The sequence below is a fragment of the Candidatus Paracaedibacter acanthamoebae genome, from assembly GCF_000742835.1.
Lineage (GTDB): Bacteria > Pseudomonadota > Alphaproteobacteria > Paracaedibacterales > Paracaedibacteraceae > Paracaedibacter > Paracaedibacter acanthamoebae.
In genome coordinates, this window is the sequence record NZ_CP008941.1 from 1746107 (window position 1) to 1763463 (window position 17357).

16 protein-coding genes and 5 pseudogenes are annotated in these 17357 nt (G+C 41.5%); 14 read left to right on the plus strand and 7 right to left on the minus strand.

From position 1 onward, the window contains the following. Window positions 1–53 precede the first annotated feature (53 nt). Genes tkt through gap form a run of 3 tightly spaced genes read left to right on the plus strand, consistent with a single transcriptional unit; the run spans window position 54 to window position 3307 of the window. Window positions 54–2054: a transketolase gene (gene tkt, locus ID47_RS07845; RefSeq protein WP_075261587.1), complete on the plus strand. Its 2001-nt coding sequence runs from the start codon at window positions 54–56 to the stop codon at window positions 2052–2054. Then, a complete protein-coding gene (locus ID47_RS07850) occupies window positions 2047–2274 on the plus strand; it encodes a hypothetical protein (protein ID WP_038465378.1) in 228 nt (75 codons plus the stop codon). The genes tkt and ID47_RS07850 overlap by 8 nt, the downstream gene beginning before the upstream one ends. 13 nt (window positions 2275–2287) lie before the next feature. Next, a complete protein-coding gene (gap, locus tag ID47_RS07855) occupies window positions 2288–3307 on the plus strand; it encodes a type I glyceraldehyde-3-phosphate dehydrogenase (protein ID WP_038465380.1) in 1020 nt (339 codons plus the stop codon). 137 nt (window positions 3308–3444) lie between these two features. On the opposite strand, the gene ID47_RS07860 is transcribed toward gap, so the two are convergent. The 3 genes from ID47_RS07860 to msrB form a co-directional block, all read right to left on the minus strand. Next, window positions 3445–3789 (minus strand): hypothetical protein, encoded by a 345-nt coding sequence (locus ID47_RS07860; protein WP_038465382.1) that lies wholly within the window; start codon window positions 3787–3789, stop codon window positions 3445–3447. Window positions 3790–4521: 732 nt separating this feature from the next. Further along, window positions 4522–5817 (minus strand): replication-associated recombination protein A, encoded by a 1296-nt coding sequence (locus ID47_RS07865; RefSeq protein ID WP_084675994.1) that lies wholly within the window; start codon window positions 5815–5817, stop codon window positions 4522–4524. A 118-nt stretch (window positions 5818–5935) separates the two neighbouring features. Further along, window positions 5936–6382, minus strand: coding sequence for a peptide-methionine (R)-S-oxide reductase MsrB (msrB, locus tag ID47_RS07870; RefSeq protein WP_038465384.1), 447 nt, complete (start codon window positions 6380–6382; stop codon window positions 5936–5938). Window positions 6383–6534: 152 nt separating this feature from the next. Between msrB and petA the strand changes: the two genes are divergently transcribed. The 6 genes and pseudogenes from petA to ID47_RS07900 form a co-directional block, all read left to right on the plus strand. Then, window positions 6535–7089 carry a ubiquinol-cytochrome c reductase iron-sulfur subunit gene (gene petA / locus ID47_RS07875; protein WP_038467441.1) on the plus strand — a complete coding sequence of 185 codons (555 nt, stop codon included), beginning with the start codon at window positions 6535–6537 and terminating at the stop codon, window positions 7087–7089. Next, on the plus strand, window positions 7086–8282 hold the full coding sequence (locus ID47_RS07880; protein ID WP_038465386.1) for a cytochrome b N-terminal domain-containing protein: 1197 nt from the start codon (window positions 7086–7088) through the stop codon (window positions 8280–8282). Before petA ends, ID47_RS07880 begins: the two co-directional genes overlap by 4 nt. A 1-nt stretch (window position 8283) precedes the next feature. Continuing rightward, window positions 8284–9078, plus strand: coding sequence for a cytochrome c1 (locus tag ID47_RS07885; RefSeq protein WP_038465388.1), 795 nt, complete (start codon window positions 8284–8286; stop codon window positions 9076–9078). A 200-nt stretch (window positions 9079–9278) separates the two neighbouring features. Continuing rightward, entirely contained in the window at window positions 9279–9590 is a 312-nt protein-coding gene (locus ID47_RS13290) for a hypothetical protein (RefSeq protein ID WP_038465390.1), read from the plus strand. A 52-nt stretch (window positions 9591–9642) separates the two neighbouring features. Then, window positions 9643–10341, plus strand: coding sequence for an NAD(P)-binding protein (locus tag ID47_RS07895; protein ID WP_038465392.1), 699 nt, complete (start codon window positions 9643–9645; stop codon window positions 10339–10341). A gap of 60 nt (window positions 10342–10401) precedes the next feature. Beyond that, window positions 10402–10695: pseudogene (locus ID47_RS07900) on the plus strand (transposase); the annotation flags it as partial. Between the two features lie 54 nt (window positions 10696–10749). Here the strand turns inward: ID47_RS07900 and ID47_RS12450 are convergent. The 4 genes and pseudogenes from ID47_RS12450 to ID47_RS07915 all read right to left on the minus strand — a co-directional run. Beyond that, window positions 10750–11140: pseudogene (locus ID47_RS12450) on the minus strand (transposase); the annotation flags it as partial. Window positions 11141–11194: 54 nt separating this feature from the next. Beyond that, window positions 11195–11815 (minus strand): annotated as a pseudogene (locus ID47_RS12685) (IS5 family transposase); the annotation flags it as partial. 241 nt (window positions 11816–12056) lie between these two features. Further along, window positions 12057–12146: pseudogene (locus ID47_RS13945) on the minus strand (IS6 family transposase); the annotation flags it as partial. A 273-nt stretch (window positions 12147–12419) separates the two neighbouring features. Further along, the gene (locus ID47_RS07915; RefSeq protein ID WP_051908760.1) at window positions 12420–12878 is read right to left on the minus strand and encodes an IS6 family transposase; all 459 of its coding nucleotides are present in this window, start codon (window positions 12876–12878) and stop codon (window positions 12420–12422) included. Between the two features lie 317 nt (window positions 12879–13195). Between ID47_RS07915 and ID47_RS07920 the strand changes: the two genes are divergently transcribed. The 5 genes and pseudogenes from ID47_RS07920 to ID47_RS12455 all read left to right on the plus strand — a co-directional run bounded on the left by ID47_RS07920 (window position 13196) and on the right by ID47_RS12455 (window position 17316). After that, window positions 13196–14293 (plus strand): patatin-like phospholipase family protein, encoded by a 1098-nt coding sequence (locus ID47_RS07920; protein ID WP_038465401.1) that lies wholly within the window; start codon window positions 13196–13198, stop codon window positions 14291–14293. Between the two features lie 82 nt (window positions 14294–14375). Next, a complete protein-coding gene (locus tag ID47_RS07925; RefSeq protein ID WP_038465403.1) occupies window positions 14376–15485 on the plus strand; it encodes a patatin-like phospholipase family protein in 1110 nt (369 codons plus the stop codon). 206 nt (window positions 15486–15691) lie between these two features. Then, window positions 15692–16000: a transposase gene (locus ID47_RS07930; RefSeq protein WP_038465405.1), complete on the plus strand. Its 309-nt coding sequence runs from the start codon at window positions 15692–15694 to the stop codon at window positions 15998–16000. Then, complete coding sequence (locus tag ID47_RS07935) at window positions 15997–16299, plus strand: IS3 family transposase (RefSeq protein ID WP_051908761.1); 303 nt, start codon at window positions 15997–15999, stop codon at window positions 16297–16299. Before ID47_RS07930 ends, ID47_RS07935 begins: the two co-directional genes overlap by 4 nt. A 44-nt stretch (window positions 16300–16343) precedes the next feature. Then, a pseudogene (locus ID47_RS12455) lies at window positions 16344–17316 on the plus strand (IS5 family transposase). Window positions 17317–17357: the final 41 nt, after the last annotated feature.

A 17357-nucleotide genomic window follows, 5' to 3' on the forward strand; every position in this document is an offset into this window, starting at 1 on the left:
CCTTTTACGCCATTCAAGGTAATCTTAACCATAAAATAAGAGAGGGATATACCGTGCAAACTGCGATAAAACCACAAGATCAAGCACCTTATAAGCCGATGGCCAATGCAATCAGATTTCTAAGTGCCGATGCGGTCGAAAAAGCAAAATCCGGCCACCCCGGCATGCCCATGGGGATGGCTGATGTTGCAACCGTCCTATTTCGTGATTTCTTAAAATATGATCCAGCCGCACCCCACTGGCCGAACCGAGATCGTTTTATCCTGAGTGCCGGCCATGGCTCTATGCTGCTTTACTCTCTTCTCTATTTAACAGGATATAAAGATATTACACTGGAAGAGCTGCGTCACTTTCGTCAATTAGATGCTAAAACTGCTGGCCATCCCGAATACGGTCATGCGGCCGGCATTGAAACCACCACCGGCCCTCTAGGCCAAGGAATCAGTAATGCGGTCGGCATGGCGTTAGCCGAACAAATCTTTCATGCTGAATTTCCTGATCTGGTTGACCACAAAACCTATGTTATTGCCAGCGACGGTGATTTAATGGAGGGAATCTCTCAAGAAGCCATCTCTCTGGCTGGACATTGGGGTTTGAAAAACCTTATTGTTTTGTATGATGACAACAGCATTTCCATCGATGGCGATACTAATCTGGCTTTTACCGATGATACTCAGCGTCGATTTGAAGCCTGCTATTGGGAAATTCTGACAATTGATGGTCATAACTTTGAGGCCATTGCTAACGCTCTCAGCCGCGCTCAACAAGCTCAACGTCCTATCCTTATTCGCTGTAAAACACGGATTGCTGAAGGGGCACCAACGAAAGCAGGAACTTCCTCTAGCCATGGCTCCCCCTTAGGCCCCCATGAAATTGCTCAAATGCGGCAAAATCTTGACTGGGATGCCCAACCCTTTGACATTCCAGCGGACATTTTGGCTGAATGGCGAGAAGCAGGTGAGCGACATAGAGCAAAGCGTCAAGAATGGGAAGCCCATTTTAACAGACATCCTGACTCCAAAGAGATCTCTCGTCGCCTCAACCATGAACGACAACCATCCGTTAAGGATGCTCTTAAATCTGTTATCTTATCTTATATAGATATGCCGGTAGAAAGAGCCACCCGCCAACTCTCTCAAGAGGTCTTAGAACGTATAGCACCGTTGATGCCAGAGTTAATCGGCGGATCTGCTGACTTAACGGGATCTAATAATACAAAGGCAAAACCTCAACGCATTATTAATCGCGATAATTTTGCTGGGAACTATATCCATTATGGTGTGCGGGAGCATGGCATGGCGGCAATTATGAATGGTCTTTCCTTATATGGCGGTTTCCGACCCTATGGAGGAACATTCTTGATCTTTAGTGACTATTTACGTCCCGCCCTCAGGCTATCGGCTTTAATGCATCAACCGGTTATTTATGTACTGACCCATGACTCCATTGGATTGGGGGAAGACGGCCCCACTCATCAGCCGATAGAACATCTCGCAGCCCTCAGGGCAATTCCCAACTTGAATGTTTTTCGTCCGGCCGATGGGATTGAAGTCACTGAGTGTTGGGACTTAGCCTTGAACACTCCCGATCGGCCAAGTGTTCTTGCCCTCACCCGTCAAAATGTCAGACAAATTCGTTTAAAAGATAGTCAAAAGAATTTATCAGGATTAGGGGGATATGTGGCATGGGGAGATGCTGAGCAACGAGACTTAACTCTTATTGCCACGGGGTCCGAAGTTGGCCTTGCTGTTGAGGTTGCCGAAACATTGGCAGAGCAGTCCATCAAAGCAACGGTTATTTCAATGCCCTGTACACGATTGTTTGATGAACAACCCAAGGATTATAGAAAATCTGTATTGGGCTCAGCGCCTCGTTTTGCGATCGAAGCAGCCTCTCCCTATGGGTGGGAAAGATACGTGGGTGAGTCAGACCATATTTTTGGCATTCCAAGTTTTGGAGCCTCGGCACCCTATCAAGATTTATATGATAAATTCGGCCTAACTGTTGAAAAGATCGTGCCAAAAATTTTAAAGCAGATTCAAAAGAATGACTAAGGGGATGTGCATCAACGACCAAGAAATGACGGCCATCAAAAATCGATTTAAGGAACTATTCTGCGATAGTGATCCACTATGGCTTTTTGGCTCCCGCGTCAATCTTGACGACCACGGCGGCGACATTGACTTATTTATTGACACATCGATTCTTAAAGAACTAGCTATTTTCTGGCACTCCCTCCGCCCTAAAATTTTAACCTTACTTAATACCAACTAATGGAGACTCTTTAATGACTATTCGCGTCGCAATAAATGGCTTTGGTCGCATCGGTCGCATGATTTTGCGAGCCCTGGCTGAAAACAAACGATCTGAATTTCAGGTCGTTGCGCTCAATGATCTTGGATCATTGGACGCAAACGCCCATCTCTTCAAATATGATTCCATCCATGGGCGTTTCCCAGGCACTGTCGTGACCACAGCTGACACAATGGATGTTGGTCTGGGCGCTATGAAGGTGATTGCCGAAGCTAACCCAGAAAAACTGCCATGGAAAGAGCTTGGTATTGATATTGTCCTTGAATGCAGTGGTCGCTTTACCGATAAAGATCAAGCAGCTAAGCACCTCACAGCTGGGGCTAAAAAGGTGATTGTATCGGCACCCTCGAAAGGAGCCGATGCCACTATTGTGATGGGCGTTAACCATGAAACCTTGACAAAGGATCACCATGTGATCTCTTGCGGTTCTTGCACAACCAACTGTTTAGCCCCTGTTGCCAAGGTTCTGCATCAAGGGCTTGGCATAGAGATGGGGTACATGACAACTATTCACGCTTATACAGGTGATCAGCGCTTGGTCGATACCTTGCACAGCGATATGCATCGTGCGAGAGCAGCCGCCATGTCCATGATTCCATCAACAACAGGGGCAGCCAAAGCCTTAGGATTAGTTCTCCCCGAACTACAAGGTAAGCTCGATGGCTGTGCCGTTCGCGTCCCCACAGCAAATGTTTCCATGATTGACCTAACATTTGTTGCAGGTCAATCAACCACAGTAAAGGAAATTAATGAGTTGATGAAAAAAGCATCCGAGGGCGCCCTGGGCAAAATTCTGTCTATTAACTCAGAACCCCTCGTCTCAATCGACTTTAATCACAGTGCTTATAGTTCTAACTTTGATACAACCCAAACTCAAGTTGTGGGTGATAAATTCTGTCGGGTTGTTTCTTGGTATGATAATGAATGGGGCTTCTCAAATCGTATGGGTGATCTAACGGCCCTGGTGGCAAGTTTGTGCTCAAGCACCAACTAATTTACTCTCATCTCTCTTAAAGGAAATTAAGGGATTCTTGTCATCATTTCCGCAAAGGGCTCTGTAAATAGTCAAAAAAGGAGGGGGTTTGCTTCCCTCTCCTTTCTATAATATTTCAATAGAATGCTTAGCCCTTTTTATTGATCCTTCAGCATCGCTACGTTAAAGCTGGTGCCTCTGATTGGATGGGTAGAGAAATTAATATCGACATCATAATCTTTCTGACAGGCCCGAACAACCCAGTGTTCGCTCCAAGATTGGCCATTATAAGGCCGTGTCACATACATTTTCTTAACATTTTGAAGGCCTATATCTTCCTTACAGCTGGTATTGGCACGCACTGTGGTGGCAACAAAAGGCATAAGACTCGCTTGAAGTCGGGTATCTGTTAAGGTTCCACTAATACCCTGCGGCGTCTCATTACTACAGCTTATCAGCGCAATAGGTGTTACAACAAAAGCAACCAGTTTTTTAAGTTTCATTTGTCTTTCTCCCTCTTTAAATGATGATTTGAGAGTAAAGCAAATTTAACGAAATTAAGTGGTTAAAAAACCCTAAATTATAACCATAAACAACGCTTCACAATAACCTTTTGGAAGAGGTTTCCACAATCGTTAACAGGCTACTTGCAATTTAGCTGCACGCCTTCAGGATTTAGAGCAGCAAGGTAGGCTTCAAAAGAAGAAATCTGATCAGATTATTGTGTCAAAGAATTATGAATACAACTATTTGTATTTTATGGAGACACTAATTACCTATCTTCATAATAATCTTCGTTTTGGCGTTGTGAAACGTCTCCTAAAGGGGCCTAGGTGGAGAAATAGATAATTCTCGCAGTGGCTCACGAATAAGTTTAACACTTAATAAAGTTACCACTTCTATTCATGTGCATGATTCTAACAATGGTATTCTGGAAGGCGGACGGATTAGTTCATTAATAAAGTTTTTTATAGAAGCTGGTACAACTTTGCAAGACGATATAAGGAAGAATGAAATATATAGCTTCTCTAAAGGTTAAGGTGGGCGTCATAGAAAGCTTAAGGCGGCGATTCAAAATTTTTTCGATTACGTCGCCCAATGTTCCTTATAATAAAAAAATTACGGTGAAAACACCTGTATAAATCATATCTGATATCGAATTGACGTTAATTTTTGGGTGGGTTGGTATGGATATATCTTCCTTTAGGTCTCTATTGCTTGCTCACTGGAAATTTTTAGCCCTTCTTCATGGCTCGTTTTTTATGGCGAATTGCCTGCCAATAATCCAGACGCTTTTGAATTTCTCGTTCAAAGCCACGCTCCACAGGAGAATAAAATTGAGTCTCGGCCATATCATCCGGAAAGAATTTTTGCCCTGAATAAGCCCCCTCACTATCATGATCATATTGATAGCCTTTGCCATATCCTTCTTGCTCCATCAATTTAGTTGGAGCATTAAGGATATGTTTGGGGGGAGATTTTTCTCCTGTTGCAGCAGCAACTTTGGCGCTTGCTTTAAATGCCAAATAAACAGCATTGGATTTTGGCGCTGTTGCACAATAAACAACAGCATTCGCGATAGACAACTCCCCTTCGGGTGACCCTAATCGTTCGTAGGCTTGATGAGCTGCCATTGCATGCATTAGGGCCTGGGGGTCAGCCAAGCCAATATCTTCGGCGGCAAATCGAACAACTCGGCGCGCAATATATAAGGGGGGCTCGCCGGCCTCGACCATGCGCTGAAACCAATACAACGCAGCATCAGGATCAGATCCACGCATGGACTTAATAAAGGCACTGATAATATTATAGTGAAAATCTTGGTTTTTATCATAAAGGGCTAACCGCCGTTGTATACGTTCCCCCAGCTCCTCGGCTGTTAAATCATGGTCATCTTGATAATCCAGCACAGTTTCAACCAGATTTAATAAATTCCGCCCATCCCCCCCTGCCATTTGAATTAAGGCTGTCCGGGCTTGCGGCATGAGAGGAAGGCGTTTTTGCGTCAACCGTTCTGCTCGCTCTAGCAACTGCTCTGACGCCGTTTCATCGAGTAGATTCAGCGTTAAAACTCTCGCCCGCGACAGCAAAGCAGAATTCAACGCAAAAGACGGATTTTCGGTTGTCGCCCCCACTAAGGTAATCAATCCACTTTCAATCGGCCCTAAGAGGGCATCTTGTTGCGCCTTATTGAATCGATGAATTTCATCGATAAACAACAGGATGCCGCTACGCCCTTGCGCGTGATCAAAAATCTTACGTAAGTCTGCCACGCCAGAAAAAACCGCTGATAACTGAACAAACTCTTGCTCTGTCTCAGTTGCAAGCAGCCGAGCTAGTGTTGTTTTCCCTGTACCAGGAGGGCCCCATAAAATGAGGGATGGTAATTTTTTAGCAGCAAGAAGTCGACTTAAAATTCCCCCTGCTCCTGTTAGATGGTCTTGTCCGACAACCTCAGAAATATGCAAGGGTCGCAGCCGTTCAGCCAACGGTGCATGGGGGTTTGGAATAGACGACAATAAATCATTCATTATCAGTGGTGGCCTTTTTATCAAATCTCTTGCAGCAAAAATGCCACAAAATCTGTATCTCAACAAAGCATGTTATTGATAGAGAGCTAAATAACCTGCTCTTTAACACCTCTCTTATCTATAATGCTGTCAGCTGAATTGCGACAGAGTTAATACAATACCGCAATCCCATTGGCTCAGGCCCATCCGGGAAAACATGACCTAAATGACTATCACAGGTGTTGCACATTACTTCTACTCTGACTTGTGCTAATGATCTATCCATCTCATATTTGACAGCGTTATCTTGAATAGGATGCGTAAAACTAGGCCAGCCGGTACCGGAGTCAAACTTAAGACGTGCCTCAAAAAGAGCACTATCACAGCAAATACAGGCATAAATCCCAGGCTCATAGAGATGACATAAAGCACCCGAATAACTGGCTTCAGTTCCTTTTTGGCGAGTAATCCTAAATTCTTCAGGCGTTAACAGCTGCAACCATTCAGCTTCTGTTTTTTCCACGCGATGATCGGGAACAGGGTTCCCCTCCATGGCATATCTAATAATATCATTCCAGTTTAGCACGAAACTTCCCCTTCACTGTTATCACAAGATGAGAGTTTCATTAAGTATATTAGAAACCTGAACGTTCCATCTGCGTCATGCTGTCGCATTCAAAAACAAAGGAAATCAGGGTTAAATTAAATAGAAATAATTTTATCGAAAAGGGGCTCGGGGTGGCCACAAACCAAAAAACTTCTGATGATTCGCCACAGACAACACGACGCGACTTTATTCATATATCGGCCTGCGCTTTTGCCGCAGTCGGAGCCGGTGCCGCTATCGTTCCTTTCATTCAAAGCATGAATCCGGCGGAGGATGTTTTGGCTTCATCCACCGTTGACGTGGATGTATCCAAATTGAATCCGGGTGAGTCTTTAACCGCCATGTGGCGCGGCAAGCCCATCTTTATTAAACGTCGTACCGAAGAAGAAGTCAAAGCTGTCCGCGCAATTCCTTTAAAAGAGTTGAAAGATCCACAAACAGATCAAGCGCGCGTAGAGCAGCCGGACTGGCTTGTCGTTATTGGCGTCTGCACCCACCTTGGCTGTATTCCAACCTTAAGAAAAAATCTCGTCGAAGGGGCAGATGGATGGTTATGCGCCTGTCATGGGTCAAAATATGACGGATCTGGCCGTATTATTAGTGGACCTGCGCCAACGAATCTTCCGGTGCCAGCTTATACATTTTTGAATGACAACAAAGTTATTAGAATTGGGGAAAAAGCGTGAGTATCATTAAATGGATTGACGATCGTCTCCCAATTTTTACCTTAGTTAACCATGAACTTCGGGACTACCCAACCCCAAAAAACTTAAGCTATGCTTGGAACTTTGGATCGCTCGCAGGCATTATGCTGGTGATCATGATTTTGACAGGTGTCTTCCTGGCCATGCATTATGTTCCGAATACTCAACTGGCTTTTGATTCGGTTGAACGAATCATGCGCGAGGTTAACTATGGCTGGTTGATACGGTATTTGCATATGAATGGCGCCTCCATGTTCTTTATCGTGGTATATATCCATATTTTCCGCGGCCTTTATTATGGATCTTATAAATCACCTCGGGAATTGCTGTGGATTATCGGTGTCGTTATTCTTTTGTTAATGATGGCAACTGCTTTTATGGGTTATGTTTTGCCTTGGGGCCAAATGAGCTTTTGGGGAGCAACCGTTATTACAAACCTCTTCTCTGCCTTTCCTGTGGTGGGTGAATCCATTGTGAGCTGGCTGTGGGGCGGTTTTTCTGTCGATAATCCAACCCTAAACCGTTTCTTTGCTTTGCATTATTTGCTACCGTTTTTAATTGTTGGGGTCAGTATATTGCACTTAGTTGCATTGCATCAATTTGGCTCCAACAATCCTCTTGGTATTGATCGTAAAGGGCCAGAAGATAGCATTCCATTCCACCCTTACTACACCATTAAGGATGCCTTTGGACTCAGTGTATTCTTGTTGGTTTATATGTATTTTGTCTTCTTTGCTCCCAATTTCTTCGGAGAGCCCGACAATTATATTCCAGCCGATCCCCTGGTAACTCCGCCGCACATTGTACCAGAATGGTATTTCCTACCCTTTTATGCAATTCTGCGATCTATTCCAGACAAGCTATCAGGTGTTATTGCGATGTTCGGTGCGATTATTGTGCTGTTCATCTTACCATTCTTGGATAAACATCCGGTACGTAGTGCAAAATTCCGTCCCTATTATCGTATTGCTTTTTGGCTTTTGATGTTAGACTGCTTAATATTAGGATGGGTGGGTGCTAATCCGCCAGAAGGCGCCTTTGTTATCCTTGGGCAGCTGTGTACAGCTTACTACTTCTTCCATTTCTTGGTCTTAATTCCATTACTGAACAAGTATGAGCCAATTCCTCCCTTACCCATGAGCATCAGCAACCCAGTCCTAACAGAGGGGAAATAACATGAAAAAAGTAATTCTTATTTCTCTATTATCCTTTGGGTTAACCTTTAAGTCGGCTCAAGCTGAATCGGATGCGGCACCTCCTAAAAAAGTTGTTTTCTCTTTCAAAGGGCATACCGGCACTTTTAAACGGGATGAGCTCCAACGGGGCTTTGAAGTCTATAAAAATGTCTGTTCATCTTGTCATGGGGTATACCAGCTACGTATTGGTAATCTCCAAGGGAAAGGCAAGGATATTCATGATATCCGTAAATCCAACCTTGGCCTAACGAAAGATGAAGTTGCAGCCTTAGCCGCCGAATACAAAGTACCAGACCTCAATGCGGATGGGGAACCTATTGAACGGAAAGCAACCCCTGTTGATAAATTTCCCCGTCCTTATCCCAATCAGAAAGCTGCCAGAGCAGCTAACAACGGTGCTTATCCACCTGATTTATCAACGGTAGTAAAAGCTCGCAAAGGGGGGCCAGATTATGTTTACTCCTTATTAACCGGCTACCAAAAGGCACCCACAGGAGTAGAGGTCGGAGAAGGCCGTCATTACAATCCTTACTTTCCTGGCGGTCAAATTTCTATGGCCCAACCTTTACATACGGAAGGCCAAGTTACTTATTCAGATGGCACAAAAGCCACGGTTGAACAAATGGCGCATGATGTTACCGCCTTTTTAACCTGGGCGTCTGAACCTGAATCAGATGACCGTAAGGCCATGGGCATAAAAATTCTGTTCTATTTATTGATTATGTCCGTCGTCATGTATCTCAGCAAGCGTAAGATTTGGGCTGATGTAAAATAAAAAAGGGGAGAAATTATTCTCCCTTTCTTTTTCTCCACATTTCTTAAAATTAAAATAATTTTTTTTACCTTCAGAAATCCTCTTACCTCACAAGTAATTACCTAACCTCCCCGACACAGAAAAGCATTTAAAACAGTAATTCTAATTTACTAATAAGAGTGATACATTTTACCGATGATTATAATCTCGAAGCATAGTCGATGAAACTCAAAAAAACACTAATCTTTCTAGGATTACTGATTGGAGCTGGCAGTCTTTATCACGGCAACCATTTTTTTGGTGCAGCAGGAACTTATGCACGGTATGAAGTGTACAATAATCTCTCTGATCTCTATTTCCCTAGTAAGCCCCCCCTACAACCAACTTTGTCACGCTTTCAACAGCTTAAAAGATTTTTCTATAAAGAAGTCACCTGGTATAAGATTAAAAATGATTCCAATCTATCAGAAATACTCTTCAACAATTTCAAAGAGACTTACACGCTCAACGCTGATCAAGTTCTATCGATCTGATCAATTTAGTCAGTCACATATGGAATCGGTTTCACCGCAAGTAAGAAGACACTTGCTTCAGCTTCGCCAAGTTTGGCTGTATATTATTTATTCTTCCCCTCTCACGAATGAAATTGCAGGTATCACTGACAAAAAGAAACCGCCAATTTATAATGTAGAATATGCCGTCCCTCCCTCAAGGTTATCAATAAAAGGAAAAGAAATTATTCATGCGGATGGTGAAATTGATTATCTCATCATTGGAAGTGGCCCAGCAGGCAGCGTCATTGCCCATGAACTGACCCGCAAAAAAAGCGGTAGCAAGATTGTTCTGATTGAAGCGGGCTCATTTGTAAAGCCATTAAGCACTTTAACTGAGTTATCTCCTGAGCTTATGGAATCCAATAACTTGCGTAGAGCAATAAACAGCAATATTATTATTCGCAATGGAGCAACAGACGGTGGGGGGTCAACAGTCAACCTTGACTTAGCATTCTCTCCCCTCCTTCCTTCCATCAAGGAAAAATTGCAAAGTTGGATAGATCAAGGTTCCCTTCCCTCTTACTTTTGTCATCAAAAAGACCAGGACTGGGCTGAACTTGAACACGCTTATTCATGGGTAAGCCGAAAATTGATGACGCGGCAAGTAAATATAAATGAAATTAATAAGAATAATTTTCCATTAAAAGAAGGGGCTACTTTGGCTGAAACTTATTGTTTAAATTCAAGAAATCCAAATGACCCCCATATTACGGCGTTGTTGCGTAAATAGAAAAGGTTGTCAATAAAAGGTAAATGGAAGTATCTTTTTTAAAATAAAAAAGGATGACCTATGCCTTATAAAGAACGTATTAGGTGCTCAGGCGCTATTCATAAACGTCAAAAGCACTATCGCCTACAGAATTGGCCAGACTATAATCAAGCTTTAATAAACAGAGGAGATCTCACTTTATGGTTTTGTGAGGATCTTCACCATAACTGGTACGCGCAAAAATCCCCTATTCCTAAAAAAGGGCGGCCCCTCCATTATTCTGATCATGCCATTACACTCATACTAACATTAAGGCTCCTCTTTAAACAAAAACTTAGGCAAACTCAAGGGTTAGTCACGTCATTGTTTCACCTGGCGTTGTTGCGTAAATGGGAAGCAAGAACAAACTCTCCCTTTTTCCCAAAATTATTAGATTTTAACTGATTCCTGCATACCAAGATTAGTAAAAGTGTTCAAAATAAAGCACCCAAGATGTAATTCCGCATCTTGGGTTATCCCATAACCTGGCATTAAGCTTACGACCGATCACCTCTTTATAGCGGTATATTGTATTTTCTACTTTTGCTCTCCTGCCATAATCATTTTCTGTTTGCCAGGCGTATAGTCCCTTTTTATTAATGTAATTAATACCCTTTTGTCTAACAGAGCAGTGCTCTTCTGACAGTGAAGGAGATCCTCGAGCTGGAGGAATAATGGGTTTAATGTTGACTGATTCTAGTTGGCTGTAAACATTTTGACCATCATAGCCCGTATCAGCAATAAGCTGCGTAATCTTTGTCGCATCCGCCTGCTTAAGGTGCCTTTGTTGCGTAAATGGGAAGCAGGAATAAACTTCCCCTTTTCCCCAAAATTATTAGATTTTAACTGATTCCGGCATACCAAGATTAGTAAAAGTGTTCAAAATGAAACACCCAAGATGTAATTCGGCATCTTGGTTATCCTATAGCCTGGCATTAAGCTTACGACCGATCATCTCTTTATAGCTGTATATCGTATTTTCTACTTTTGCTCTCCTGCCATAATCATTTTTTGTTTGCCAGGCGTATAGTCCCTTTTTATCAATGTAATTAATACCCTTTTGTCTAACAGAGCAGGGCTCTTCTGACAGTGAAGGAGATCCTCGAGCTGGAGGAATAATGGGTTTAATGTTGACTGATTCCAGTTGGCTGTAAACATTTTGCCCATCCTAGCCCGCATCAGCAATAAGCTCTTTTACTTTTGTTACATCAGCCTGCTTAAGGTGAGCGTCTAAGCAGGATCGATCATCTGTTAAATGAGTGGTCATTATCCGAGAAACAATGAATCCCTTGCTGTTAATGCCAAAGTGAAGCTTACGCCAGGCTTTACGTTTGTATTGTTTGCCATATTTGGTTTCAAGCCACTCACTTTCTCCAAATACTTTAATACCTGTACTATCAATGACAAGATGACCGGATTCATCCATTTTTTCTAATTGGTAAGTAAGTAGGGGAACAATCTATAAAGGTGTTGAGCATACTACACAGTGGTTAAATGAGTTATGGAAATTAGAGCCGTCAAGTTGTCATTCAGAGAGAAAAAAATAGACGTTCCTTCTGCCTTCCTTTAGGCATAATGGTAGTGAGGAGCCACAATCTTATTAAAGTTAAAGATATCAATGGATTGGATAAACTTTTGTCAATACTCTATGGCACTCTGTCTATATCGTCCTACTTTTATAAGAGGTTAAGAAAAGCACCCATACTGCTCAAAAAACGTTGAGCAGTTGGTGCGCTTTTGAAACCTCTCATTTGTCTCTCTTTTTCTCTTGTCGGCTGATGACTATTGTAAGTCTAAAATATGAAAGAAAGAATTATGAATGATATACATAAGAAGGTATATTGCTTATAAGAGAGTAAAACTCTATTTCCTATCATGACAGAAACAGAGCGGGGGCGTGAACGACCGTATGACTATTGGTTTTGCAACCGTGAAAATCTAGGTATTCTAGCCCCGTCTCTCGATACGTTTGAATAGTTGAATGGGATGCACAAAAGCAATCCCGCTTACAACATAGTTGATTTTCTATTCTATTGTTCAAGCGTTTGTGAGATCGATGCTCAGCAGGTTTGAGTAAAAACTCTATGGGCCTTGATATAGCTTCTCAACTTATCTGTCACCATGACGCGCGGAAACATGCCTAATTTTTTAAGTGCTCGCTTTAAAAATCGGATAGCTGACTTGGCATTTTTTCTCCTTTGTAAAAGCACATCAATTTCTTCTTCCTCACTATCAATCAGTCGCCATAACCAAAAGACGTCCCCTTTTATCTTTACCCTCACTTCATCGATATGCCATTTGTCTTTAAAAGGTGATCCTCTTTTCTGGCGAATACCTCTGGCATAAACAGGACTCCAGGTTTGACACCAATTTCGAATAATTTCGTAAGTGACAGAGAGGCCTCTGTCCTCAAGCATTTCGCTTAAATCTCTTAAGCTGATCTTATAACGGTAATAGTAGCGGACAGCAAAGCCGATAACACTTTTAGGAAGACGGTATCCTTTATAATGATCTCGCATAATCAAAGGCTTCCTTTCATTTTTGAAAGAATCTTACATTAATTGCTTCTTTACCTCACCAGCTTGACGAAACCTAGTAAGGTTCTTAGAAGGCTGCTTCTGGGGAACTAGGAGCGGCTACTCGACCTTTAAGTAGAAAATTATAAATAAAGATTAACGTATTTTTTTAATTATTTTTTTTTATTTTGAGAATGAGATATAAAACTCGGTTTCTAAATTTTGTATATAGATACAGTTTTAGTCTGTAATCCCAAAAAAAATTAATGAAAGGAAAAATCTTGTAGAGCTTAACGCTATTTTAGATCAGGAGAACTGAGATGAAAAAAATATTATTCTTTTTGCTTCCAATACTTACCTTTTTCTTACAATTAACCCCTTTAAAAGCCATGGAATCCAGAGTAGAATATGCGGGCTTGTCAATTGATGGGGGAGGTATCAGATCCTTAGTATCGTTAAAAGTACTTATTGCATTAGAAGATGCAATTCATGAGCATGCGCCAAAAAAACATCTTTCAGAAATGTTCGATTACATTGGTGGCACTTCTGGAGGAGGGACGCTGGCGCTTGCTTTAACTTTGCCTCCCCCTATGCCAGATCAACAACCTCCTTCTCTAGGAGAATGGTTAGACATATTTATAGGTGCTAAGAACGTCATTTTTCCTAAGAGTAGGAAGAATTATATTAAACAATTTTTTTGGGGTTCTCGATATTCTCCAAAACAATATGAAGAGCATTTAAAGAATTGGTTTGGCCCATTAACATTAAGTGACCTAACCACAGACGTCGTTGTTACCAGTACCCAACTAGAAACGCAAAAACCTTACCTGTTTACTAAAGAAAAGGCAATAAGAGACGAAAAATATAATTTCCTTCTAAGGGATGTAGCACGCGCAACGACCGCAGTGGTATCTCAATATCCAGCTTACAGAGTTTCGACTGCTACTTTTTCAACCCCTCTCCTGATTGATGGTTGTATCTCTTTTATAAATTCATCTCAGTTTATTGTTAATAGGATTATGAAGAACTCACGAGACGAGAATTTTAGAAAGGGGCGTGAAGTCGCTACTCATAATAATATTTATATGCTTTCTCTCGGAGGAGACGTACAAATAAGCGATACAAACAAAAACACGGGCAACATATGGCTTCTCCCTTACTTTATTAACCATTTCCGTGAAGGGGCAAATGATGGGGTTAATCACGAAATGAAAAGTTTGTTAGGTGATAACTATAAACGCATTGTTCCAACATCAGAAATTGAGAAAATAAAATATGATGACGCGACAGATGAGGTAATAATCAAAATTGACGAGGTCGGCAAGGACTTAATAAACAAGCTGAAAAGCAAAGGCGAGATCGAAGATACGGCTCGCAAACTTCTATATATTTATGACAGGAAAAATGAACATTACTAATATGAGTATTTTACCAATCGATATTGCTATTGATTGGTAGCTTACATAGAAATAAAAAATGTTTTTAAAAGGAAGGTGCAGTATGTTTAAGAAAACTTTTAAAAAAAATATTATGGTATTTACTTTAGTGTTATCTTTTTTCAATATTTTTCGCGAGAGGCTAGAAGCTTTTGAAGCAGAAGGAAGCAGTAATCCCTCTCGCAACAAGATTTATACAGCCTTATCAATTGATGGAGGGGGTATCCGTGGTTTGATCCCACTTAGAATACTTGAGGAGATCGAAAAGAAAACCGGAAAGCCGATTTGTGAGCTTTTTGACTATATTGGTGGAACATCAACAGGAGCTTTACTTACTTTAGGTCTTACTGTACCTCATGAAAAAGAAGGAAGAGTCCCTCGCTATACGGTTAAGAGTTTGGGAAGCCTCTTTACAGGAGAAGAGAGGTTTGAGGTCTTCTCGACTTCTTTGATGAATAAGCTTAAATCCGCTGGGAAATATTTAGGATCCTTATATTCAGCATATAAATATGAAACACTTCTTAGCAAAAAAGTAGGGAATTTTTACCTAAACGATGCTTTAACAAATATATTAATAACTGCTACAGAATTTAAAACAAAGCATATGAGTGTATTTTGTAAGGAAGGCAAAGATATTGGAAATAAAATACTTGGAGGAGAAATTTTAATGCGAGAGGTGATGCGTGCCACTTCGGCTGCACCTACTTATTTTCAAGCTGCAGGCGTAACAGAACCGACAGAAGATGAAAGAGGCTACACCGTAACTTATTATGTAGATGGTGGCATTTGCTGTAACAATCCTGCCCAACTTGTATGGAACCGCCTGCAAAAACAGTTTAACGCTACGCCAGACAACGTTTATTTGCTTTCCCTTGGTACAGGGGTAGTTAGTCAAGAAAAGCTTTCTGTGCCGGGTGCTGATGCTTGTTTACCTAAATGGATACCCGTGCTAGCAGATTATTTTATGGAGAGTAATAGTTGGGCTGTACATAAAGAGATGAAATACGTGCTTGGTAAAAAAAATTATAAACGCGTACAGCCGGTTTTAGAAGCAGCCATAGACCTTGCAGGCGTAGATGAGGAAAATTTAGAACGATTAGAAAAAGCGGCATCATCTGTAATGGGTCAAGTAGATGAAATCTGTGAGCAGCTTAAGAGGGCAGGAAAATGGTAGGTAAGAGACTCCATCAAGTTTTGTCACCCGCTCTCTTTTATATGTCTTATTTACATATTATTATAATTTAACATAAGATTAGGGAAAATTTTAAGCAGCCATTGTGGCAGGCTTCAGGTATTAGGGCTTCCAGTCACAACAGAGGTGGCCCCTAGAAATCGGACAGTATGCTAAGCTATAGTCCTCAATAAAAAAGGACTAGAAAGATGAGTGGAATACGAAGGAATCATAGTGCTGATTTTAAAGCACATGTGGCGTTAGCGGCGATCCGAGAGGACGCCACGATTGCTGAATTATCGGTCCCGTTTGGCGTTCATTCAACCTTAATTCACCGCTGGAAAAGAGAAGCGCTCTCCCGAATGAGTGAAATCTTTTCAGGAAAACAAGCTATTCAGGAAGCCAACTATATAAATGACATCAAAGAACTTCACGCCAAAATTGGTCAATTAACGGTGGAGAAAGATTTTTTAGAGACTGTCTCCAAACGATTGGGACTGCTCGGAGGAAAGAAATGATTGATCCTCAAAACAAGACTGTAAGCCTTTCCCATCAATGCCAGCTTTTAAGCCCCAGTCGCTCCAGCTGGTATTATGAGTCCAAGGGAGAAAGTCCTTTAAACCTGAGCTTGATGCGACTAATTGACAAGCTTTTTCTAAAGACGCCTTATTATGGCTCTCGTCAAATGGCGCGCCATCTATTCCGTATAGGTTATTGTGTTGGACGTAAGCGCAATCGACGGTTAATGCGCCTGATGGGATTAGAAGCGATTTATCAATCTCGGCGTTGTTGCGTAAATAGAAAAGGTTGTCAATAAAAGGTAAATGGAAGTATCTTTTTTAAAATAAAAAAGGATGCCCTATGCCTTATAAAGAACGTATTAGGCGCTCAGGCGCTATTTATAAACGTCAAAAGCATTATCGCCTACAGAATTGGTCAGACTATAATCAAGCTTTAATAAACAGAGGAGATCTCACTTTATGGCTTTGTGAAGATCTTCCCCATAACTGGTACGCTCAAAAATCTCCTATTCCTAAAAAAGGACGGCCCCTTTATTATTCTGATCATGCGATTACACTCATGCTAACATTAAGGCTCATCTTTAAACAAAAACTTAGGCAAACTCAAGGGTTGGTCAAGTCATTGTTTCATCTCCTTGGCCTTCAATTAGATGTTCCTAATTATACAAGACTATCACGCCGAGGGATTGTTCCTTTAACCATACGTTCGTTCATTAGAAAAAATGGATGAAGCCGGTCATCTTGTCATTGATAGCACAGGCATTAAAGTATTTGGAGAAAGTGAGTGGCTTGAAACAAAATATGGCAAACAATACAAACGTAAAGCCTGGCGTAAGCTTCACTTTGGCATTAACAGCAAGGGATTCATTGTTTCTCGGATAATGACCACTCATTTAACAGATGATAGATCTTGTTTAGACGCTCACCTTAAACAGGCGGATGCGACAAAGATTACGCAGCTTATTGCTGATGCGGGCTATGATGGTCAAAATGTTTACAGCCAACTAGAATCAGTCAACATTAAACCCATTATTCCTCCAGCTCGAGGATCTCCTTCACTGTCAGAAAAGCACTGCTCTGTTAGACAAAAGGATATTAATTACATTAATAAAAAGGGACTATACGCCTGGCAAACAGAAAATGATTATGGCAGGAGAGCAAAAGTAGAAAATACAATATACCGCTATAAAGAGGTGATCGGTCGTAAGCTTAATGCCAGATTATGGGATAACCAAGATGCGGAATTACATCTTGGGTGCTTTATTTTGAACACTTTTACTAATCTTGGTATGCCGGAATCAGTTAAAATCTAATAATTGTGGGAAAAAGGGAGAGTTTGTTCTTGCTTCCCATT